We start from the raw sequence: 20671 nt of genomic DNA on the forward strand, positions 1-20671 counted from the left end.
TTGTTAAATCTAGCAATCGCTGGGGTGACCACAATCAAGACCTTAGTCTAATTTGCGAACTTACTCACAATAAAAACTAACGCATACAAATAAAAATCAACAACTTAACATTGAATTTACATTGTAATAAAAAAGTGAATTTTTAAGCGGATTAGACCAATGTCGAAGATCTACAGGCTAGAAACAGGCAAAATCTCATGGTAGATGGAACAGAATTGAGAGCAGTAACTGGCTGTCGTACAAACTAAATACTGAATTGCAGCTGATTTAAGCCATTATCATGAGTTCAATCAGGACATTTTTAAGAGACATGTTGAACCAAGCAAGTATACTTTGGTTAGCCACCTCAATGCCGACAATAAATTATTATCTTACAATATGTTATATCATCTAATGTGTTAACTACACTAGGGCGTGTTGACGTTTCGAGATTAGATTTTGTTCGTTCTGGCAAGTTTGTGCTCGCGAAACGAGGAATGATGTGTAGTTATTCTACTCAAATGACGAGTGACAAAGAGCAAGGGCTGGCCAGACGAACCCTTCGGGCAGCATTTGGCTGACTTTTCTGCCGCGTTATCGTCCGTTTATGTAGAATAACTACACTGCACGGACTTTGCCTTGCATAAAATCCAGCCAAATTGCTGCAAAAATAACCCTGAAACGTCAACACGCCCTAGCAACTGCCCCACTATTGACACATCAATGCGTCTAGAGATCAGCGCAAAGCGCAAGTTTCAGGGGCAGCCGTTGTATTTTTGCGATGTAGGTTAGATTTATACATCCTTAACCTGAGTTGAAATTTTGTAAAAAATAACCCAGCAATGCTGGGTTATGTAAGATTGGTGAGGCTGGTTTTGCGAAAACATTTACCTCACAAATAACCTCACTATTTTGCAGCTAAGTATTTCACCAGCTCGGCCAACTCCTCTGGCGTATGAACCTGAGAGGTCACTAAGTAACGGCCATTAACCAATAACGAAGGCACCCCTTTAATCCCCGCTAGCTCAGCTTGAGAATCGTAATTCATCATTGAAAATTTAGCGTCAACAGAATTCATCGCCGCATCGACATCATCAGCTTTAGCACCTTGAGCAACAAAAAAGGCCTTCACCTGCTCAGGGCGAGTAAATTGTTCACCCTTTTCATGAATTTGTTTAAAAATTGCCTCATGAACTTGTTTGGTCATATTAAGCTTTTGCGCCACATAATAGGCCAACTGGCTTAACTCCCACGCAGGACGCCCCACTCCGACAGGCGTGCGCTCAAAGGCAACATTTTTACCAAGTAGTTTCACCGTTGAGGCGACAAAGGGCTCTTGCTTATAACAATGTGGGCAGTTATAGGAAAAAAACTCTCGTAAAATCGGTTTTTGTGCTTCACTGATCCCAGTCACCGTTACATAGTCTTTACCTTCCTCAAAACTTGCCGCTTGCAGCGTAAAACTGGCGCTCAACACCAAGCCACAGGCCATAGCCACCCAAGGTCGAACAACATTAATTAGGCTTTTCATTTTTACTCTTCTTATTAGAACATTGAATATTAAGTTATTTGTAACAAATACAGACCATTAAGATAGCTTAAAATACGCCCGTAGATTCTTAATATTTATTAAGGATTACGGCTAACACACTAACAGGCGGTCAGCATGGCAAGGGGTGAGCCAAACCGATAGTGAAAGCCAAGTTCTCTTACTATCGCATCACCTAAAATGACTTTACTCGGTTGCGTTTGCGAATTAAATTGCGGCGCAGTTAATCCGAGTGACTCGGCCGCAGCGGTGTAAAAATCCCTTCTGTTTGGATGCTCGCTCGCGCAGAGGTTATAGATAGGCGCAAGCTGCTCTCCTCTAACTTTAGCTTCGATAATTAATCTCACCGCATCGACACAGTCCTGTAAATGAACCAAGTTGACAGCAACATTCCCGCCCGCCACATCGGTTTTGCCCGCAAAAAAACGTCCCGGATGACGCTTTGGCCCCACGAGTCCTGCAAAGCGCACGATACACGTATTCGATTGACGAGCAAACAAAGCTTCAGCATCCAACAACACCTGTGCCGAAGGCGAATCTGCCAATGCATCGGCTTCCGTCATGGATTTATCAAGGGAAGGATAAACGCCTGTCGAACTAATAAACACTATGCCTTGATATTGCCAACCTTGAGTTAACTCGATGAGTTGCTGCAATTCTTTAAGATAAGCGGTATTGCCATGCTTTAGGCGAGGAGGAATATTGACGACAAGAAAGTCAGTCTGAAATAACGCTTGCAAGAGCTGCGCATCAGGAACGACTTCGGCCTCAACACCGAGCTGCAGTTGGAATGCCCCTATACCCGATTGCGTTAATGCAGGAAGATCCTCACACTGCCTTTTAGTACCTGTGACGCGATAACCTGCTTGAGCAAGTTGTTTGGCAAGCGCAAAACCGAACCAACCACAACCTACAACCGCAATACTCTTTTTATTTGCCTCAGTGTGTTCCATTCTCTTTGACCTATTTGCCACTAAAAAATATTTCGGCCAATAGCATACGGAACTCAGGCAAAGGGATTCAAGCTTGTAACGAACTAAAATAAAAACTAATCCCCTTATCGACCTGCAATGTACGCTTTGCGCCCTCAGTTAAATCCTCGACTCGCAAGGACTTTTGTACTGTCACGCCCTCGTCACTTAAAAAGCGGAGCGACGCTTCGCTGCCATCTTCTTTGCAGGCCCATACCTGTGGCTGGCTTACCTCTTTGGTCGTCATAATCACTTTAGCGACATTATCATCCGAGAGTTTGACTATGGTTCCAGGGGGATAAATACCTAATATTTTGACTAAAACAGAAATTAACGATTCCGAATGCTTACTGGCTCTATTTTTAAATAAATAACCGAGCGCAACCTGAGGCGACGTCGCTTGCTGGCCACTGAGTTGTTGGTCGTAATCATTCGCTAAGCTAACAATCTGAGTCACCATAGGGATTTTATGGCCCGTTAATCCGTCAGGAAAACCCGAACCATCAACAAACTCATGGTGATGTAACACGATATTCAGCACTTCTTTAGGGAAAAGTCCCGAGCGATTAAGCATGTCATAGCCAAAATTAGGGTGCATCTGTAGGTAATTGGCTTCATGGGGAGTTAAGGCACTGCGCTTTCGACGGATCACATCGGGGACTTTTAGTTTACCAATATCATGGAATAAACTGCCAAGGGCAATATCACGCAGCTCGCGCGCAGGTAAATCAAGAGCATGACCTATCATCATGGCTAATACCGCCACAGAGACGCCATGCTGAGTCACACTCACATCCTTTTCGTCCATCCCTACTAGGGTTAAGAAAGGCTTTTGCACCTCTTGTAAATGACTAAGTAAATCTTCAACTAGAGCTGCTGACAGACGATATGCCCCCTCAGGATCGCTCACTATCTTGCCAAAAACATTGCGGCATTGATTCACACTCTCTAAAAATCGTTTTTGGCTTAGTCGCATCGATTTACGGGTATCGGCTTTGAGATCCCGCTCAGGTGGCATTTCATCAATCTCTTCAATTTCCTCCTCTTCATCTACCGCTTCGGCATCATCACTACTACCAGAAATAAGATAAACAAAGGGCACACCGAGTCCACGGATCATCTCAATTTGTGCCGCACTATTGATATCCACTCGGTTAAACAGAAAAGGGTGATTCGTCCATGACAAAGGCAACTTAACCCGCATACCAGGCTGAAGTTCGGAGAGTAATAGTTTTTTATGAGCTACTTTTGCCACGCAATACGACTCCTTTCATGCACGCAAAAAGTCAAACAATGACTTCCCTTTGCCGCACATTTAAGCTAAGTACACATAACTATAGATGATTCAATAAAATCAGTAAGCTGCCAGCGAAAAAATGCTTATCAAACTGAGGGATAGAACACAAAAATCACCTCGACATCGTCAAATATCACATAAAAAACTGAAATAACAAAGAGATAAATTCAGCTATTTTATCTCTGTTTTTGCCTCCTTTGGCCAATCCGCAAGGTAATAACGAAGCCTTTTTGACTTATACACATACAAACAAGACCAAAACAACACCAGCGCATCAAGAGCCAAGCTCCAATGAAATAGAAATTGTCCATGGATTAAGCGTTGAGTCAGTAAGCCCGCATCCAACAAAAGCAACAACCATAATCCCCATTTTAGCCGCACAAACACAGGGCGAAGCCACTGAGGGGAACGACGTCTTTCTGCAAGTACCACGAAATAAAGCACAACAGCACCAAGACCTGCCGCGAGGGCCAGCAAAAAGTCAGACTTTTCGGGATAAAAGATCCTCACTAATTCAGCTCTATCATTGGCTTGAGTCAGAGAGGCAATAAAAATACACCAGCCGCGGGCAAGGAATGCCAAAATCACATATAAAAAAATCGGCGGTTTAATATGGCCTTTATCATCAAGCCAAGTGATGTGACTGAAATTCAACGGTAATCCATTTAGTAAAAACGTAACCTTTATATCCTAGATGGTGTCTCTTAGTGTAATTTCAATGGTAACGAGAAATTAATCCAGCCACAAAACCACAACGAGGCGCTTAAATAGACGCCTTAATTGCTTACCTTATCAAACTATCTTGGGCATAAACTGAAACAACCTCAGGTCGAATACTCCAACATTTTCAACCTGATTTCAGCAAAAATCCCAAACTCATCTAAATCTGATTAAATTGCGGCAAGGTATGGCCAGATAATGGCCGCAGCAATGCTCCACATCGTCAGCCAAATAAAGCGGTCTAAATAACGCCATGCCGCTGGACGACTAAAAATAGGCGCCAACAAACGTGCACCAAAACTTAGGCTAAAGAACCAAATAAAAGAAGCCAATACTGCACCGGCGCCAAACCAAGGACGGTGAGCATCTTCAAACTGAGTACTGATACTACCAAGCAACACCACAGTATCTAAATAAAGGTGTGGATTGAGTAGACTTATGCCTAGGGTGGTCAAGATGGCTTTACGCAGAGTATCAGCATTTTGCGCGTGATCCATCTCCATCCCCTTGGTAACAAAAGAGGCCTTAAGCGCATTGGCACCGTACCAAATCAAAAAAGCCGCACCACCAAAACTCGCCACGTGCTTAATGGTCGGAAAGGTCTCAATAATATGCCCAAGCCCTGCCACACCCGCGGTAATCATCAAGGCATCGATAATCGAACAAAGCAGCGCAATCGGCAAAGGGTAAGCACGCTTAATCCCTTGCTTTAGCACGAAAGCATTTTGCGCCCCTACGGCAATAATCAAACTACCACCAATGCCCATACCTTGAATAAACGCCGTTTGCATAACTACCTCTCATATCTTAAGAAGGTGCTAGCATAGACAAAACAATAAAATTAATATAACTAATGTTTTTTATGTATCATAAGTAAAATTAATAATCATAAGGATGGGTATTATGCTGGAATACGCCAATCTTAAAGCGTTGGCCGTAGTGGTCTCAGAAGGTGGTTTTGAGCGCGCCGCTAAAGTGCTACATATCACCCAATCGGCGGTGTCACAACGGGTGCGGCAATTAGAGGAAAGAGTCGGACAATCCTTATTAATCCGCTCAACGCCAGTGGTTGCAACGCCTACTGGTAAACGTTTATTGCGTCACTATTCGCAGGTGCAATTACTTGAAAGTGAGCTCAGGAGCGAATTAGATGCCGATGACCCAAACCATCCCACTACGGTACGGATTGCAGTCAATGCCGACAGCTTAGCGACATGGTTTTTACCCGCCCTAGCCGATATGTTTAGCCGCCATGCTTGGCTGCTGGAATTGATCGTCGATGATGAATCCTACACCCATCACCTGCTTAAAAATGGTGAAGCTGTGGGCTGTGTCACTACCACAGCCAATCCGATGGCAGGCTGTAGCAGTGAGTTTTTAGGGACGATGGAATATATGTGTGTCGCTACCCCACAATTTGCGGCGCGCTATTTTGAATGGTCAGATACCAGCAACGATTCAGGCTCTCAACTCACGCAAGCTCAATTAACAAAGGCTCCCGCCGTGGTGTTTTCAACCAAAGATAAACTGCATGAAAAGTATCTGGCACAGTACTTTCAGATGACACCAGGCCGATGGTGGCAGCACACCATTCCTTCATCCGAGAGTTTTTTAGAGGCCATTAACCTAAGTCTGGGTTATGGCTTAGTCGGACACTTACAAGCAAAGCCCTTGATTGATCAAGGTGTGCTCATTGAGCTCACCCCAGAAAAACGCATGCGAGTTCCACTTTATTGGCAACATTGGAATATCAAAGCCAAACAAACGACCTTGGTTTATCGCGCACTTGCCGCCACCGCACAACATCATTTATTACAGCAGTGAGTTTATAGAAAAACAAAAACTGAGCGTGATGCTCAGTTTTTAATCGCTAATCGATCATGTTACAACAAAATTATTTTTGTGGGGGAGCGGAAGCACTAGGCTCAATCTCGGTTTTCGGCCAAGCATTGATCACGGCTTTAACTAGAGACGCTAATGGGATCGCAAAAAAGACCCCCAAAACACCCCATAAACCGCCAAAGACCAACACGGCAGCAATAATGATCACCGGATGCAAATCCACCGCATCGGAAAACAGGATAGGCACAAGCACGTTACCGTCCAAGGCCTGAATAATGCCGTAACCTAGCATTAAATAACCAAACTCCGAGCTGAAACCCCATTGGAAAAACGCCACCAGCATGATGGGCAAAGTCACTAACGTCGCGCCCACATAAGGAATTAACACCGACAGTCCCGTTAACACCCCTAACAAGGCCGAATAGCTCAGTCCCATAAACGCAAACAAGATATAGCTCGCGACACCAACTATGACGATTTCGATCACTTTGCCACGAATATAGTTAAAGATTTGCTGGTGCATTTCAAACCACACTTTGCGTGCTAACTGTCGATTAGTGGGGAAAAAACGTTTACTGCCACTGATAAGTTGATCTTTATCCTTAAGAAAAAAGAACACCAACAATGGCACTAAAATCGCGTACACCATCAGCACCAGTAACGACGCAGAGTATCCAATCAGTTGTTTCGCAATATCGAGCACATGTTGGGTGTCGAGCAGTTTTTTGAGTTCGGCGACCATTAAATTGAGCTGCTCGACACTGATAAACTGCGGATATTGGGTCGCTAATCCCTGCACAGTTTGCAATCCTTTATCGATCATACTCGGCAAATCTGTCATCAGGCTCACCCCTTGACGCCACACACTGGGGATAAGCCCAAAGGTGAGCAGCACGACTATTCCTAAAAAAATAATTAGCACTAAGGAAGCCGCAGTTGTGCGGTTAATTCCCAATTTCAGCATTTGCGCTACTGGCCATTCGAGTAAAAAAGCCAACACGAGGGCGACGAGCAGTGGCGCTAATAAGCCGCCAGCAAAATAAAGCACTAGCGCTAACCCCACCAAAATAGCCAATAAGGTCACGGCCTGAGGATCACTAAACCGCTCTTGATACCAACGAGAAAAAAAACTAAACATGAATTTATTCCAAAGGGATGGTTGGCTTTCCAAAAACACCGGAAAGAGACTTATGAGTTAACCTTATCGCACCAGATTAACAGTGTATATGGTTTAAAATCAGCGAACTGCTTTCTATGACCACTATTGATTTTTATTGTTGCAGTCATTTATTGCTAACTTGTATTTTGAGCTATGCATTGAACCATGCTTACGCATAATTAGCGCTGTGATAAATCAACTTTTGTGATTAACAGGCTTAACTGGCGAGCATCATCTTGTAACGCCATGACCTGATGCCCCTGATTTTTAAAAAAAGCGGGAACATCTCGCCGAGAGCCGGGGTCTGAGAGTAAAATATGCAAGCTGTCACCCACAGATATGGACTTTAATGCAAGTTTGGCCTTAACCAAGGGAATTGGGCAGCGAAATGATGTTAAATCAATAAAAATCATAATGAACTTGCTATGAACAAACTTGGGCTATTATCCTAAGTTGCAACCCAAACTACAAGCTAAGCGCCCTCTGGGCCTTAATTGAAACAACTAAAATAAATAAAGGATCCACTTGCGTAACTTGACGTTTTTGACCCGATGTAAACCCCTTGCGGCGAGTGTACTTGCATTAATGTTACTCGGTGGAGCCGCAAAGAGTTTTGCCAACAACGACTTGCCCGATTTGGGCACCGCCGCCGTCAATACCTTCAGCCTAGAAAAAGAAATGATCTATGGTGATGCCTATATGCGCGTCATTCGATCATCGGCGCCGATGTTGAACGACCCCGTATTGAGTCAGTATCTTACTGAATTAGGAAATAAATTGGTCGCCCATGCAACAGGAGTAAAAACGCCCTTTTATTTCTTCTTGCTGCAAAATGATGAAATCAACGCCTTCGCCTTCTTCGGCGGCCACGTTGCCGTGCACACAGGGCTATTTCTTAATGCCGATAACGAAAGTGAACTGGCCTCCGTATTAGGCCATGAAATCACCCACGTGACCCAACGTCACTTAGCGCGCTCCCTCGAAGCACAGCAAAAAACGGGGCCAGCGACAGTCGCTGGTTTACTCGGTGCCATTTTATTAACAATCGCCGTCCCTCAGGCGGGGATGGCTGCGCTGGCAACGACCCAAGCCATGGCGACACAATCGAAAATCAACTACACCCGCCTGCATGAAAAAGAAGCTGACCGTATCGGCATGCAGATTTTAGTCGATGCGGGTTTTGATCCTAATGCCTCTGCCGAATTCTTTGGCAAACTCGCTAGTCGCTACCGTTTTACCACCACGCCACCACAAATGTTATTGACTCACCCTTTGCCTGAGTCACGGATCTCCGAGGCGCGGGATCGTGCCCAACAATATCCCCACCGTTATGTGCCGGATAATCTGAACTTCCAGCTTGCCAAAGCCCGTATTCAGGTGCGTTTTTCCAGCTTCAGTGACGATGCAGTGTTGAGCATGTTTGAAAAACAACTTAACAAGCAAACCTATGGCTTTAAAGAGGCTGCACTCTACGGCAAAGCTTTGGCACTATTTAGATTGAAGAAATTTGACGAATCCGAAAAGATTGTCGACGAACTATTAAAAATCGATGATAACAACTTGTTTTATATCGATACCAAGACAGATCTACTCAATGAGCGCAAGGATTATGCCCAAGCGATTAAGTTACTTGAAGCCCAGCGAAACTTGAAGCCCACGTCTCAGGTGATCAACGCTAACTTAGCCAATATTTATATTGAAGCGGGTGAACCCGCCAAAGCCATTCCGCTGCTCGAAGATATGATTTTCCTCGATAAGCAAAATCAATTGCCCTATCAGTTGCTTAACCTGGCCTATAAAAAATTGGGCAACCCTGGGATGGAGTATTTCTCCAATGCCGAGCTGATGGCTTTGGGTGCCAACTACAAAGGCGCAATCGATCAACTGAACTTTGCCTATCGCGCCTCGGAAGGTAATCAGTTACAACTGGCGCGAATTGAAGCGCGGATCCGTCAATTTAAACAAGCGGATAGAGAAATGGATGCGCTGAAGTAATCTTGGCTCACGCGTCTGCTAACCGATAATAATTGCGCCCCAAACACTCTGACGGGGCGCAATTTTTTCTGTTATCATCCGCGCCATTATTTTAGCTGATTGAGCATGAGCACGATGACCCACACGAGCACTATGACCAAAGTCACCATTTACCATAACCCACGTTGTTCAAAAAGCCGCGAAACCTTAGCCCTACTCGAACAACAAGGTTGTGATATTACAGTAGTGGAATACCTCGAAAATCCACCTAGCGCAGCTGAGATCCACGAGATATTAGCCAAACTGCAACTCAGTGCCCGTGAGTTAATACGCACTAAGGAAGACGAGTATCAAGCTTTAGGTCTTAGCGATCCTACGCTCAGTGAAGAGACACTCATAAAAGCAATGGTCAACACGCCAAAATTAATTGAACGCCCAATCGTACTGGCAAATCAACAGGCTGCCATTGGTCGGCCACTGGAAAATGTACTGAACATTCTCTAATGTTGTTCAGGCAATTTCATCATCATTCAAAGATGTTAAGATTAGGAAAATCATGACCTCAAACACTCTATTGACCCTCAGCCGCTTAGGCTACCTTGCCCTTGTTCTGCTGCTGGGCGGCTGGTTTATTGGTCAAGGCATTAATGGGGAATATACTTTATTATTCAGTCTATTATGGGTAATACCTCTGTTGCTGCCTATGAAAGGTATTTTAAAAGGCAATCCTTACACCTACGCATGGGCCAGCTTTATTTTATGCTTGTACATGCTGCACGCACTCACCTTACTGTATGTCACGACCGATGCATTGGCCTTTGCCGCTATTGAAGTACTGCTGATTGGCGCACTCTTGATTGCCTTTCCATTTTACGCCCGTATTCGTGGCCGTGAACTAGGGCTTGGCCTGAAGAAAAAATCCGATAAGTAAGACTGATATTTGCAATGCAATATATTAAAGCGCGGTTCAATGACACCGCGCTTTTTATTAACAGACTGACCAGTCATATTCACTAGTGCATCAATTTTTAGTCAACACACTGAATTTTCTGCCTATCCACTGCAATCATTTGCGAACAATTCACAACATTTAACCTACCTTTGATCGCTTTTTGTAACCAAAAGAGCGTGCTATAGTCATTTTTTGCCAGTACATGACTGTGAATTTTGCCAGTCATACCAATCTCCTTAATTATGTGATCTAATTAGCCAACACGTTCTCAGCTTCCAGCTCATGAGCCATCCAGACATTGCTGCATTAGTTAAATCCGAGAAAAGCGCACGTAAACGGATCCGCTATCTCGCTCTGCTTCACTTCACAGAAGGTCATTCCCGTACTGCTATCGCCAGTATGTTGAAGGTCAGCAGAACCAGTGTGAATAAGTGGGTCTCCACTTATCTTTCCTTGGGACTGTCCGGCCTAAATGACAAGCCAAATCCGGGACGTCCCGCTAAATTGTCCTCCTCGCAACTAGCAACCCTAGCAGAATTCGTCCAGCTCAAAAGTCTATCTGAGCAAGGTGGCAGACTAATGGCCAAGGATGTCGGCGACTTTATCCAGTCTGAATTTGGCGTGACTTTCAAGCAAACTAATCTCTACCGTTTACTACATCAATTAGGCTTTTCGTGGATCACTACGAGAGCACGTCATCCGAAGCAATCTGAAGCTGTGCAAGAGTCTTTTAAAAAACTTCCCAATGGCAATGATCCTTAACACCCCAGGACACGTTGCACTCGATCGCATTGATGTTTGGTTTCAAGATGAAGCCAGATTTGGTCAACAAAACACCACCACTCGTATCTGGGCTGAGAAAGGGACTCGGCCACGAGCAGTAAAACAGCAACAGTTTGAATCAGCGTATTTATTTGGGGCTCTGTGTCCGGCAACAGGCGCCACGGAAGCCATTCTCGCCCCGTTTGCCAACAGCGATTATATGCATGAACACTTAAAATTGATCTCGGCCGCAACAGAATTTGGACGACATGCACTGGTCATCATGGACGGTGCGGGCTGGCATCAACGAGATTTAGCCGATGACTTTGATAACCTAAGTATCGTCAAACTCCCCCCATATTCACCGGAGTTGAATCCGATGGAGCAGGTCTGGCAATGGCTGCGTCAACATGTGCTGGCAAATCGCAGCTTTAAGGGCTACGACGATATTGTCGAGCAATGCTCCATCGCATGGAATACATTTATAAAAGAACCGCTGAGGGTAATGCAATTATGCTCTAGGCAGTGGGCAAAGATGAACAGTTAATTAATGTAATTGGTATCAATCGACAAAAACAAACAATAACAGCGAGTTAATTGGAGTGTGACATGATGGAAATATGGGGTCCAATTCGTCGATTAGGTATCATCGCAGCAGCAGCAACACTGGGTGCCTGTGGCGGCGGAGGTGATAGCAACAGCGATGGCGGTACAGTTACGCCACCCACCACCAATGTGCCACGCTGCACGTCGGTCACACCATTAGTGACCACAGATACTGGTGCAATTCGATTTAAAACGGAATCTCAATACAGTGTGGGACAATCCAGTGCCATTATTGCCAACCTAAGCAATCGCGATTCGCAGGATCTCACTTTCCGTTGGCAACAACTCGAAGGCCCCAGCATTGAACTCGTTAGCCAAAATAGTCCAGTATTAGCCTTAGAGCCCCCAGCTGCAGGTAACTATCGTTTTCGCTTACAAATCACTGGCACCAATACCAATGTTACCGGTGATATCAGCATTAATGCAGATAGTAGCATGGGCGGATTGCTGAATATTCGCCAAGATCATCAAGCCGTTGAAGGCAACGATGTGAGCTTGCGAATTGGCCAGCAAGCCGGCCTCAGTGCCGGCAATATCAATTGGTGTATTGCCGAAGGCCCAGAGGTGACTTTAGATATTAGTGACCCGTTCAGGCCATTGTTTACAGCCCCAAGTGTTACGCAAGATACCCTCATACGCTTAAGAGCTAGCGCCAGCATTAACGGCACCTCGGTCACGGATGAAGCCTTTGTATTAACCACCGCGGCGCCAGCGATAAGCTCCAGTTACTTTGATACACCTCTTGCGCGTACTCACGCCTACCATCCAAGCTCTCCTTATGCAAATGCGCTCACAAGCTGTGTGTATTCCAATCAGCTCAAAGAGGCTTGTACGATCAATCAATTGCCACTCATAGGCCAAGTTTCTGATAACCTTGATGTCGATACGATTCTTGATCGGGTATTAGTGTCCCACGATTGGATGGGTGATAATTTTGCCGCGTTTTTACAACAAATGGATCCCAATAGTGACTTTGCTCGACTGCTACAATCGGTCACTGCAGTGGTGATTAGTTATGATGTGCGTCCATCTTTCTATTGGGTTGTTACAGGGGCAATTTATCTCGACCCCAATGATCTCTGGCTCACACCGATGCAGCGCGATACCATCAATGAAGCGCCGGATTATCGCAGCAGCTTTGGTAATGAACTCAATTTCATCATGCCGTGGCGCTATGTTAAAAATAACCAATATGCCTCACAAGGATTCCCCATTACCACACGGGCCACACGGACTCTGGCCCAAATAAATCCTGACCTCGCCTCACTTTTGTACCATGAACTCGCCCACGCCAATGACTTCTTCCCAAGAAGCGTGCATGCATCGCTCACCGGTCCAAGGTTATTGGATGACTATAGTCGCCGAAATGCTAATAAAAGTTTGATTTCAGACCAAGTGAGCCGAAGCTACCCATTGACTAGCTCTGAAATGACTGGGCTTGCGGGGGTTAGCTTTTTGGGTGCGAAAGCCACTGCTACCCAAAAAGCCTATCAACCATCCGATGTCAGTACGTTTTTCTCCGGCGATATCGCCAACGACTTCTATTCCTATTCCAGCACCCGCGAAGATACGGCAATGCTATTTGAAGAAGCCATGATGAGTTATCGCTATCAAATCCTGCGGGATGTGGCAGTAACAAATGCTCCCGAAGTAATTACTGCTGACACAATTATCGTTAACTGGGGGCAAAGAGGCCGCATTGGTGCGGATGATTTAGTAAACCGTGCAGCCTTAGTGATCGATGGCATGTTACCGGAGTTAGATGGTATTACCTTGCTGACACGCTTGCCCGAACCGATTCAGATGACCCAAGGCCAAAGCTGGCGTCAAACCTTAGGTATGTCACCCAATACTGCCATCGCGAAAGGACAACAAAGTACCACGGCCAGCGGTGATAGCGTAACCGAGCCAGAACTGCGTTTCAGTGGCGATCGTCACCGCCATCCGCAGCAGTAGTCACTCGAATTTAAGCGATCTGACGGACAAGATTTCAGCATTTCAGGTCATTTGGAAGACACAAAAAGCCCGTCGAAATCATTCGACGGACTTTTTGTGGATCCGCTAATGAGCTCAGAGGTGCAGCATTTCTTTTGCAAAAGGAATGGTGAGTTTACGCTGATGTACTAAAGATGCCTTATCAAGTTTATCTAATACATCAAACAAGGTACGTAAGTCCCTTGCCATACGATTGAGTAAAAAGCGCCCAACGTCTTCTGGTAATTGCAGCCCACGCATGGCGGCACGGCGTTGCAATGCCGCGAGTTTTTCATCATCTGCCATCGGCTGCAGTTGATAATTAAGTCCCCACTGCATTCTTGAGACTAAATCGGGCAATAAAAATCCTGCATCCGCTGGTGCAGACCGACCGCTAACTACCAGTGCGCAACGCTTATTTTCGGCAACGCGATTGTACAGATCAAAAATGGCCTCTTCCCAAACCGGATGGCCTGCGATGTCGTCCACATCATCAATACAGATCAAATCAAGTTGTTCCAAGCCTTCCAATAAAGCTGTTGAAATACTCGCATGGATCCCTAGTGGCAAATAAAAACTGCGACGGTCGAGTTCATTAGCATGGGCACAGGCGGCATGCATTAGGTGAGTGCGACCCGATTTTACCGGTCCCCAAACATAAATGGCCGCCTCACCATGCCCCTCAGCATTGGCGCGCAGTTTTTGAATAAGTTCATCATTACCCGCTGCTGGATAATAACTATTAAAAGTTTCATCGTCCGGCAGGTAAACCGGTAATGAAAGTTGTAGCGGTGAGTTTAATGGCACTCGTACGTCTCAATATCAATAAATTATCAACCCCACGCGACTGAGCTACAATAGCTCTGTCTCTACGAGGGAAGTTTAAGGTAAACGCCATTGATAGACAGTTTTACCAGCTGGGCTCGCGCTGGCGGAAAACTCTCCAGGCGCCACCACCGAAATTCTCGGCTCTAAACTTAATAAGCGCTCAAAGTCAGTCTGTGAGCCAAATAGATCTAACGTAAAGGTCACTGTGTTGCCTTGGATACGCGACAGAGTGGCATTCTTAACCGCACTCAGTTGCTTTAAATACTTTTCCACCTCGACAACTTGCGCCATTTTATCAATGTTAACAAAGGTTACGCTGGCCCCAACCTGCTCACCGGAATCCGCAATAGCATACTTAGTAAAATAGTAATCCCCTAAGGCGGCCATCATTGCTGTGATCGCCTGCGCACTATTTTCGGCGCTACCATTAAAAGTAAATAATGGCGGCGTTAATGAATCTATCGTGGTTTTGGAATACAGGTTTAAACGATAACGCACTCGGCTCCCTTCTGGATCAATGGCCATAAGGGCTAAGAAATCAGCTTGATAACGACCTGAGACACTGGCAACGATATCTGCAAACATCCCTTTGACATCATTTGGATTAATCCCCATTAATTCATCAAGATCGAGGATAGGGAGTAGCACTGGGATCCCACGTTCATCGGAGAAAGTACTAAACACCTTACGCTCGGCTAACGAGGAAGAATCACTCAATAAAATGGTGTCACCTTCACTCGGCATGGCCACCCAAAACAGGGTTAATGGACGTTGGGTGCCCCATACTGGAAGTTGGGCTTGACGCAGTAAAGACACAATCCGCCGATGCTCAAAATTTGCTTTCAGCAACAACTGGCCATTTTGTTCAACATAACCAAATTGACTTAGCAAAGCTTCAGGATTGGCCAATTGCGATTGGATCACGCTGTTATCCAAAGAACGGGCCGTCCCCGTATTCTTTATGATCACTTTTTCTAATGCGGTTTTAAGTGCGCTATTACGCTCTGGAACCGCACGGGACGTAACTGGTACGTCAGCCTCATCTAATTTGCTCACTTCAACAGCTTGCAGGCTATTAACGGTAAACAGGCAGTATAAAAACGCGACTAAGCTTGGCTTTAATAGAAATTTCAGCATCTTTGGATAGTTGAAGTTACGTCAGATAGTGCAAATTGTACCATAGTTAGCGCCTTTAGCGAGTCTTAGCCTTATTCGGCACTCGGATTGAGGCTCTCCAGTCTGGCAGGCCATAAAACAGTGATCGCCGCCTGCAAATACGCCATTTAATAAAGATCATACTGCAACAAACTGTTATCATCTCGCGGTTTACCCTAAATTCACGAGAATAATAAATGAGACGACTTGCCATTCCTCTGCAGGGCGCACAAATGCTGTTTGTGGCATTTGGTGCCCTCGTGCTGATGCCACTGTTAACCGGACTCGACACTAGTGTAGCTCTGTTTACCGCAGGTATTGGTACTTTACTCTTTCAATTAATTACTAAACGCCAAGTGCCCATATTTCTGGCTTCCTCTTTTGCTTTTATCGCCCCTATTCTTTACGGAGTACAAACTTGGGGGATCCCATCGACTATGGGAGGCATTATGGCCGCAGGCGTCGTGTATGTGTGCCTTGGCGCTTTAGTGAAAGTACGCGGCACCGATTTTATTCACAAACTACTGCCTCCAGTGGTGGTTGGTCCTGTGATAATTATCATTGGACTGGGTTTAGCGCCAGTCGCTGTGAATATGGCACTGGGTAAAAGTGGCGACGGCAGTTTAGCCTTAGTCCCAACCAACACGGCATTAATCATTTCGCTTGTATCCCTGTGTACTACTATTGCCGTAGCCATTTTTGCCAAGGGGCTACTTAAGGTAATGCCCATTTTAGCTGGTATTATCGTTGGTTATGGCCTGAGTCTCGCCTTTGGGATTGTTGATTTTTCAGTGGTGACAGCTGCGAATTGGATTGCCATTCCAAAATTTGTCGCCCCCGAATTTAACTGGCATGCCATCGCGTTTATGATCCCTGTAGCCATAGCCCCAGCAGTTGAACATATTGGCGACATTCTTGCTATTTCCAATGTCACGGGTAAGGATTTTATGAAAAAACCTGGCCTACATCGCACGTTAACGGGTGACGGTGTAGCAACTATTGCGGCAGCGGCCTTTGGTGGACCACCAAATACGACTTATTCAGAAGTCACTGGTGCAGTCACATTAACCCGTAACTTCGACCCAAGGATCATGACATGGACCGCCATCACCGCCATTACGCTAGCCTTTGTGGGTAAACTAGGTGCATTAATGCAAACCATTCCAGTACCAGTGATGGGCGGTATTATGTGTTTATTATTTGGTTCAATCGCAGCTGTAGGACTAAATACCTTGATCCGCAACCACGTGGATTTATCCGAGCCGCGTAATTTAAGCATTGTCGGTGTCACCTTAGTCTTTGGCATTGGCGGTATGGCCTTTGGTATTGGCTCCTTCAGCCTGACAGGTATCAGCCTTTGCGGTATTGTGGCCATTACCATGAATCTGCTATTACCTGCGAGCAAACACCACAAACAAGATGTGGCATCACACTAAGTTTTGCCCTTGAATTGCTCATACAAGAACTGAACGCCAAATTTTTACTCAGTAGGCATTTGCCAATAAAAAAGCCGCTAAGTTATTCACTTAGCGGCTTTTTGTTATTCTTTCATCAATCTCTTACCGTGATTACTCTGCAGTTTTATATTTTTCAGCAGTCGCTTTGATTAATGGCTGTAATTCACCTTTTTGATACATATCAACCACGATATCACAGCCGCCAATCAGCTCACCTTCAATCCACAGTTGGGGGAAGGTTGGCCAGTTTGCATACTTAGGTAATTCAGCACGAATATCTGGGTGCTGGAGAATATCCACAAATGCAAACTGCTCACCGCAGTTAATCATGATTTGGGCTACCTGAGATGAAAAACCACAGCTAGGTAATTTAGGAGAACCCTTCATGTATACAATGATTGGGTTTTCAGCGATCTGCTGTTTAATTTTCTCTACTGTTTCCATTTTAATTCCTAAGTATGATGACATTGACTCAATACCGCTATTGTACGACAGCTAAGCGCAGAACAAAATCCCACAGTTTGTAAGGTTATGGCCTGCAATTATTTTTTCGATGACGCCTATCTAATCAATTAGCCAAACAATGATTCACATCACAAATTTTATCGGTACAATAGGGCCTAGTGAGCACGTTTAAAAAACGATAACCTAAGACCATGGAGAGATACTAATGGCTTTCGAATTACCCGCATTACCATATGCAAAGAACGCACTTGAACCACACATTTCTCAAGAAACCATTGAATACCACTACGGCAAGCATCACAACACCTACGTTGTTAAGCTAAACGGTTTAATCGAAGGAACCGATTTCGCAGGTAAATCTTTAGAAGAAATCATCAAAACTTCTACAGGTGGCGTATTTAACAACGCAGCTCAAGTTTGGAACCACACTTTCTACTGGAACTGCTTAGCACCAAACGCTGGCGGTGAACCAACAGGCCCTGTGGCTGATGCTATCAAAGCGGCTTTCGGTTCATTCGATGCATTCAAAGCCCAATTTACCGATTCAGCGGTCAACAACTTCGGTAGCGCCTGGACTTGGTTAGTGAAAAAAGCCGATGGTACTGTCGCTATCGTTAACACTAGCAATGCTGCAACACCTCTGACTGACAGCACTGTTACCCCAATCCTGACTGTGGATGTGTGGGAACACGCTTACTACATCGATTACCGCAATGTTCGCCCTGACTACTTAGCCCACTTCTGGCAATTAGTAAACTGGGACTTCGTGAACCAAAACTTCGCAGGTTAATCACCTCCTTAGTCGATAATGAAAAGAGCCCAAGTGGCTCTTTTTTATTATGCAAAAAGCCCCGCCTTACTGCTGAGATAAATCCAATTCGATATCTACAAGTGCAACAATTGCAATTGCAATCATTTGTTATTGTTTTTATTTGATATTTTTTTGACACAGCAGACAAGTTTGTGTCTAAGATTAGTGTAGGAAGCTGAGAAATCAGTTATCCCTTCCATGATATCACTGGCGTTTCAGGGGGTTTATATGGGCATTTTCGAGCATTACCAAAAGCGCTACGAACAAAAACTCGATGAAGAATACACTTTGCAGGAATTTCTGGATATCTGTAAAGAAGATCGCAGTGCTTATATGTCAGCATCCGAGCGATTACTGCTCGCCATCGGCGAAGCCGAAATTATCGATACGGCTAAAAATCCAACCCTAAGCCGTATCTTTTCGAATCGTCTTATCTCTCGCTATCCCGCATTTAAAGACTTTTTTGGTATGGAAGATGCGATTGAACAAATCGTTGCCTACCTTAAACATTCAGCTCAAGGTTTAGAAGAATCGAAGCAAATTTTGTACTTGCTCGGCCCTGTGGGTGGCGGTAAGTCATCACTGGCAGAAAAACTTAAATCATTGATGCAAAAAGTGCCCATTTATATTCTGAGTGCCAATGGGGTAAGGAGCCCTGTAAATGATCATCCCTTCTGTCTCTTCGATGTGGACGAAGATGGTCAACTATTGCGGGATGAGTTCAACATTCCCAGTCGTTATCTCAAAACCATCATGTCACCTTGGGCTGTAAAACGCCTGCATGAGTTTGGTGGTGATATTTCCAAATTCCGCGTGGTCAAAGTTTATCCCTCTATTCTCGATCAATTGGCGATTGCCAAAACCGAACCAGGGGATGAGAACAACCAAGATATTTCCTCCTTAGTGGGTAAAGTCGATATTCGTCAACTGGAACATTACTCCCAAGATGATGCCGATGCCTATGCTTACTCCGGCGCATTATGCCGTGCAAACCAAGGTATAATGGAGTTTGTGGAAATGTTTAAGGCCCCGATTAAGGTGCTGCACCCACTGCTCACAGCCACTCAAGAGGGTAACTATAACGGCACAGAAGGTTTATCTGCCCTGCCCTATAGCGGGATTATTTTGGCGCACTCAAACGAGTCAGAATGGTCAACCTTCAAAAACAACAAGAACAACGAAGCCTTCCTCGATAGGGTTTATATTGTCAAAGTGCCCTATTGCTTGCGGGTGTCGGAAGAATTGCAGATTTATAAAAAACTCATACAAAATTCCGAGCTATCTCAAGCCCCTTGTGCACCGGGCACCATAGAAACCCTCGCACAATTTAGCGTACTATCTAGGATCAAAGCTCCTGAAAACTCTTCTATCTACTCAAAAATGCGGGTCTACGATGGTGAGAGCTTAAAAGATACCGATCCTAAAGCGAAATCCTATCAAGAGTACCGCGACTATGCCGGCGTCGATGAAGGGATGAACGGCCTTTCCACCCGTTTTGCCTTTAAGATCCTGTCACGGGTATTTAACTTTGATCACTCTGAAATTGCCGCCAACCCAGTGCATTTGTTCTATGTTCTAGAGCGTCAAATTGAGCAGGAGCAATTCCCTGGCGATACCGCCGAACGTTATCTGGAGTTTTTAAAAGGCTATTTAATTCCAAAATACGTTGAGTTTATCGGTAAAGAAATCCAAACCGCTTATTTAGAGTCCTACTCTGAATACGGTCAAAATATCTTTGACCGCTATGTCACCTATGCGGATTTTTGGATCCAAGATCAGGAATATCGCGACCCAGAAACAGGCCAATTGTTTGACCGCGCAGCACTTAATGCCGAGCTTGAAAAAATCGAGAAACCTGCGGGGATCAGTAATCCCAAAGATTTTCGTAATGAAATCGTTAACTTTGTCCTGCGCGCCCGAGCCAGCCATGAGGGACATAACCCACTGTGGACCAGCTACGAAAAACTACGCACTGTGATCGAGAAAAAAATGTTCTCTAATACCGAGGATTTGCTTCCGGTCATTTCCTTTAACGCCAAAACCTCGAATGATGATCAGCGTAAACACGATGATTTTGTCAATCGAATGATGGAGAAAGGCTACACCAAAAAACAAGTCAGACTCCTGTCTGAGTGGTATTTACGGGTGCGTAAATCCTCTTAACTTGCGC

At 45.0% G+C, this 20671-nt stretch carries 20 protein-coding genes; 9 read left to right on the forward strand and 11 right to left on the reverse strand.

The annotated features are described in order from the left end of the window. Positions 1-886: 886 nt before the first annotated feature. The 5 genes from SO_RS13265 to SO_RS13285 all read right to left on the reverse strand — a co-directional run bounded on the left by SO_RS13265 (position 887) and on the right by SO_RS13285 (position 5307). A complete protein-coding gene (locus SO_RS13265; protein ID WP_011072777.1) occupies positions 887-1510 on the reverse strand; it encodes a thiol:disulfide interchange protein DsbA/DsbL in 624 nt (207 codons plus the stop codon). 119 nt (positions 1511-1629) lie between these two features. Next, on the reverse strand, positions 1630-2481 hold the full coding sequence (locus SO_RS13270; protein WP_011072778.1) for an SDR family oxidoreductase: 852 nt from the start codon (positions 2479-2481) through the stop codon (positions 1630-1632). Between the two features lie 67 nt (positions 2482-2548). Beyond that, positions 2549-3754: an HD-GYP domain-containing protein gene (locus SO_RS13275; RefSeq protein ID WP_011072779.1), complete on the reverse strand. Its 1206-nt coding sequence runs from the start codon at positions 3752-3754 to the stop codon at positions 2549-2551. Between the two features lie 213 nt (positions 3755-3967). Continuing rightward, the gene (locus SO_RS13280; protein ID WP_011072780.1) at positions 3968-4450 is read right to left on the reverse strand and encodes a DUF2919 domain-containing protein; all 483 of its coding nucleotides are present in this window, start codon (positions 4448-4450) and stop codon (positions 3968-3970) included. A 236-nt stretch (positions 4451-4686) separates the two neighbouring features. Further along, on the reverse strand, positions 4687-5307 hold the full coding sequence (locus SO_RS13285; protein WP_011072781.1) for a LysE/ArgO family amino acid transporter: 621 nt from the start codon (positions 5305-5307) through the stop codon (positions 4687-4689). A 112-nt stretch (positions 5308-5419) separates the two neighbouring features. Between SO_RS13285 and SO_RS13290 the strand changes: the two genes are divergently transcribed. Continuing rightward, the gene (locus SO_RS13290) at positions 5420-6340 is read left to right on the forward strand and encodes a LysR family transcriptional regulator ArgP (RefSeq protein ID WP_011072782.1); all 921 of its coding nucleotides are present in this window, start codon (positions 5420-5422) and stop codon (positions 6338-6340) included. A 70-nt stretch (positions 6341-6410) separates the two neighbouring features. On the opposite strand, the gene SO_RS13295 is transcribed toward SO_RS13290, so the two are convergent. After that, positions 6411-7496 (reverse strand): AI-2E family transporter, encoded by a 1086-nt coding sequence (locus tag SO_RS13295; RefSeq protein WP_011072783.1) that lies wholly within the window; start codon positions 7494-7496, stop codon positions 6411-6413. A 200-nt stretch (positions 7497-7696) separates the two neighbouring features. Then, positions 7697-7930 (reverse strand): sulfurtransferase TusA family protein, encoded by a 234-nt coding sequence (locus SO_RS13300; RefSeq protein ID WP_011072784.1) that lies wholly within the window; start codon positions 7928-7930, stop codon positions 7697-7699. 112 nt (positions 7931-8042) lie between these two features. Between SO_RS13300 and bepA the strand changes: the two genes are divergently transcribed. The 3 genes from bepA (at position 8043) to SO_RS13315 (ending at position 10422) form a co-directional block, all read left to right on the forward strand. After that, on the forward strand, positions 8043-9512 hold the full coding sequence (gene bepA, locus SO_RS13305) for a beta-barrel assembly-enhancing protease (protein ID WP_011072785.1): 1470 nt from the start codon (positions 8043-8045) through the stop codon (positions 9510-9512). Between the two features lie 132 nt (positions 9513-9644). Continuing rightward, on the forward strand, positions 9645-9995 hold the full coding sequence (gene arsC, locus SO_RS13310) for an arsenate reductase (glutaredoxin) (RefSeq protein WP_011072786.1): 351 nt from the start codon (positions 9645-9647) through the stop codon (positions 9993-9995). A gap of 52 nt (positions 9996-10047) precedes the next feature. Further along, positions 10048-10422 carry a DUF2069 domain-containing protein gene (locus SO_RS13315; RefSeq protein WP_011072787.1) on the forward strand — a complete coding sequence of 125 codons (375 nt, stop codon included), beginning with the start codon at positions 10048-10050 and terminating at the stop codon, positions 10420-10422. 97 nt (positions 10423-10519) lie between these two features. On the opposite strand, the gene SO_RS13320 is transcribed toward SO_RS13315, so the two are convergent. Next, positions 10520-10669: a hypothetical protein gene (locus tag SO_RS13320; protein ID WP_164925728.1), complete on the reverse strand. Its 150-nt coding sequence runs from the start codon at positions 10667-10669 to the stop codon at positions 10520-10522. A gap of 56 nt (positions 10670-10725) precedes the next feature. On the opposite strand from SO_RS13320, the gene SO_RS13325 reads away from it, so the two are divergent. Together SO_RS13325 and SO_RS13330 are read left to right on the forward strand one after the other, a co-directional pair. Further along, a protein-coding gene (locus SO_RS13325; RefSeq protein ID WP_238560486.1) for an IS630-like element ISSod10 family transposase occupies positions 10726-11752 on the forward strand; the annotation gives its coding sequence in 2 pieces (ribosomal slippage) (positions 10726-11177 and positions 11176-11752; 1029 coding nt in all). A gap of 65 nt (positions 11753-11817) precedes the next feature. Further along, positions 11818-13767 carry a hypothetical protein gene (locus SO_RS13330; protein WP_164925887.1) on the forward strand — a complete coding sequence of 650 codons (1950 nt, stop codon included), beginning with the start codon at positions 11818-11820 and terminating at the stop codon, positions 13765-13767. Positions 13768-13881: 114 nt separating this feature from the next. Here SO_RS13330 and hda read toward each other — a convergent pair whose 3' ends face one another. Both hda and SO_RS13340 read right to left on the reverse strand, forming a co-directional pair. Beyond that, complete coding sequence (gene hda / locus SO_RS13335; RefSeq protein WP_011072789.1) at positions 13882-14592, reverse strand: DnaA inactivator Hda; 711 nt, start codon at positions 14590-14592, stop codon at positions 13882-13884. Positions 14593-14667: 75 nt separating this feature from the next. Further along, positions 14668-15750 carry a DUF2066 domain-containing protein gene (locus tag SO_RS13340; protein WP_011072790.1) on the reverse strand — a complete coding sequence of 361 codons (1083 nt, stop codon included), beginning with the start codon at positions 15748-15750 and terminating at the stop codon, positions 14668-14670. Positions 15751-15965: 215 nt separating this feature from the next. Here SO_RS13340 and SO_RS13345 point away from each other — a divergent pair, with 215 nt between their 5' ends. Then, positions 15966-17204, forward strand: coding sequence for a uracil-xanthine permease family protein (locus SO_RS13345; protein ID WP_011072791.1), 1239 nt, complete (start codon positions 15966-15968; stop codon positions 17202-17204). A gap of 132 nt (positions 17205-17336) precedes the next feature. Here SO_RS13345 and SO_RS13350 read toward each other — a convergent pair whose 3' ends face one another. Further along, on the reverse strand, positions 17337-17669 hold the full coding sequence (locus SO_RS13350; RefSeq protein WP_007649079.1) for a Grx4 family monothiol glutaredoxin: 333 nt from the start codon (positions 17667-17669) through the stop codon (positions 17337-17339). Positions 17670-17895: 226 nt separating this feature from the next. Between SO_RS13350 and sodB the strand changes: the two genes are divergently transcribed. Both sodB and SO_RS13360 read left to right on the forward strand, forming a co-directional pair. Continuing rightward, on the forward strand, positions 17896-18480 hold the full coding sequence (gene sodB / locus SO_RS13355) for a superoxide dismutase [Fe] (RefSeq protein WP_011072792.1): 585 nt from the start codon (positions 17896-17898) through the stop codon (positions 18478-18480). 249 nt (positions 18481-18729) lie between these two features. Further along, positions 18730-20664 (forward strand): PrkA family serine protein kinase, encoded by a 1935-nt coding sequence (locus SO_RS13360; RefSeq protein ID WP_011072793.1) that lies wholly within the window; start codon positions 18730-18732, stop codon positions 20662-20664. Positions 20665-20671: the final 7 nt, after the last annotated feature.

It is taken from the genome of Shewanella oneidensis MR-1, assembly GCF_000146165.2.
GTDB classification, from domain to species: domain Bacteria; phylum Pseudomonadota; class Gammaproteobacteria; order Enterobacterales; family Shewanellaceae; genus Shewanella; species Shewanella oneidensis.

What these genes read in the sequence shown, in the direction of transcription:
- SO_RS13350 (WP_007649079.1), bottom strand. Translation starts at nt 17,669, where the DNA reads ATGGAAACAGTAGAGAAAATTAAACAGCAGATCGCTGAAAACCCAATC.
- SO_RS13285 (WP_011072781.1), bottom strand. Translation starts at nt 5,307, where the DNA reads ATGCAAACGGCGTTTATTCAAGGTATGGGCATTGGTGGTAGTTTGATT.
- SO_RS13320 (WP_164925728.1), bottom strand. Translation starts at nt 10,669, where the DNA reads ATGACTGGCAAAATTCACAGTCATGTACTGGCAAAAAATGACTATAGC.
- SO_RS13265 (WP_011072777.1), bottom strand. Translation starts at nt 1,510, where the DNA reads ATGAAAAGCCTAATTAATGTTGTTCGACCTTGGGTGGCTATGGCCTGT.
- SO_RS13270 (WP_011072778.1), bottom strand. Translation starts at nt 2,481, where the DNA reads ATGGAACACACTGAGGCAAATAAAAAGAGTATTGCGGTTGTAGGTTGT.
- SO_RS13295 (WP_011072783.1), bottom strand. Translation starts at nt 7,496, where the DNA reads ATGTTTAGTTTTTTTTCTCGTTGGTATCAAGAGCGGTTTAGTGATCCT.
- arsC (WP_011072786.1), top strand. Translation starts at nt 9,645, where the DNA reads ATGACCAAAGTCACCATTTACCATAACCCACGTTGTTCAAAAAGCCGC.
- SO_RS13300 (WP_011072784.1), bottom strand. Translation starts at nt 7,930, where the DNA reads ATGATTTTTATTGATTTAACATCATTTCGCTGCCCAATTCCCTTGGTT.
- sodB (WP_011072792.1), top strand. Translation starts at nt 17,896, where the DNA reads ATGGCTTTCGAATTACCCGCATTACCATATGCAAAGAACGCACTTGAA.
- SO_RS13330 (WP_164925887.1), top strand. Translation starts at nt 11,818, where the DNA reads ATGGAAATATGGGGTCCAATTCGTCGATTAGGTATCATCGCAGCAGCA.
- SO_RS13315 (WP_011072787.1), top strand. Translation starts at nt 10,048, where the DNA reads ATGACCTCAAACACTCTATTGACCCTCAGCCGCTTAGGCTACCTTGCC.
- SO_RS13345 (WP_011072791.1), top strand. Translation starts at nt 15,966, where the DNA reads ATGAGACGACTTGCCATTCCTCTGCAGGGCGCACAAATGCTGTTTGTG.
- SO_RS13360 (WP_011072793.1), top strand. Translation starts at nt 18,730, where the DNA reads ATGGGCATTTTCGAGCATTACCAAAAGCGCTACGAACAAAAACTCGAT.
- SO_RS13290 (WP_011072782.1), top strand. Translation starts at nt 5,420, where the DNA reads ATGCTGGAATACGCCAATCTTAAAGCGTTGGCCGTAGTGGTCTCAGAA.
- SO_RS13340 (WP_011072790.1), bottom strand. Translation starts at nt 15,750, where the DNA reads ATGCTGAAATTTCTATTAAAGCCAAGCTTAGTCGCGTTTTTATACTGC.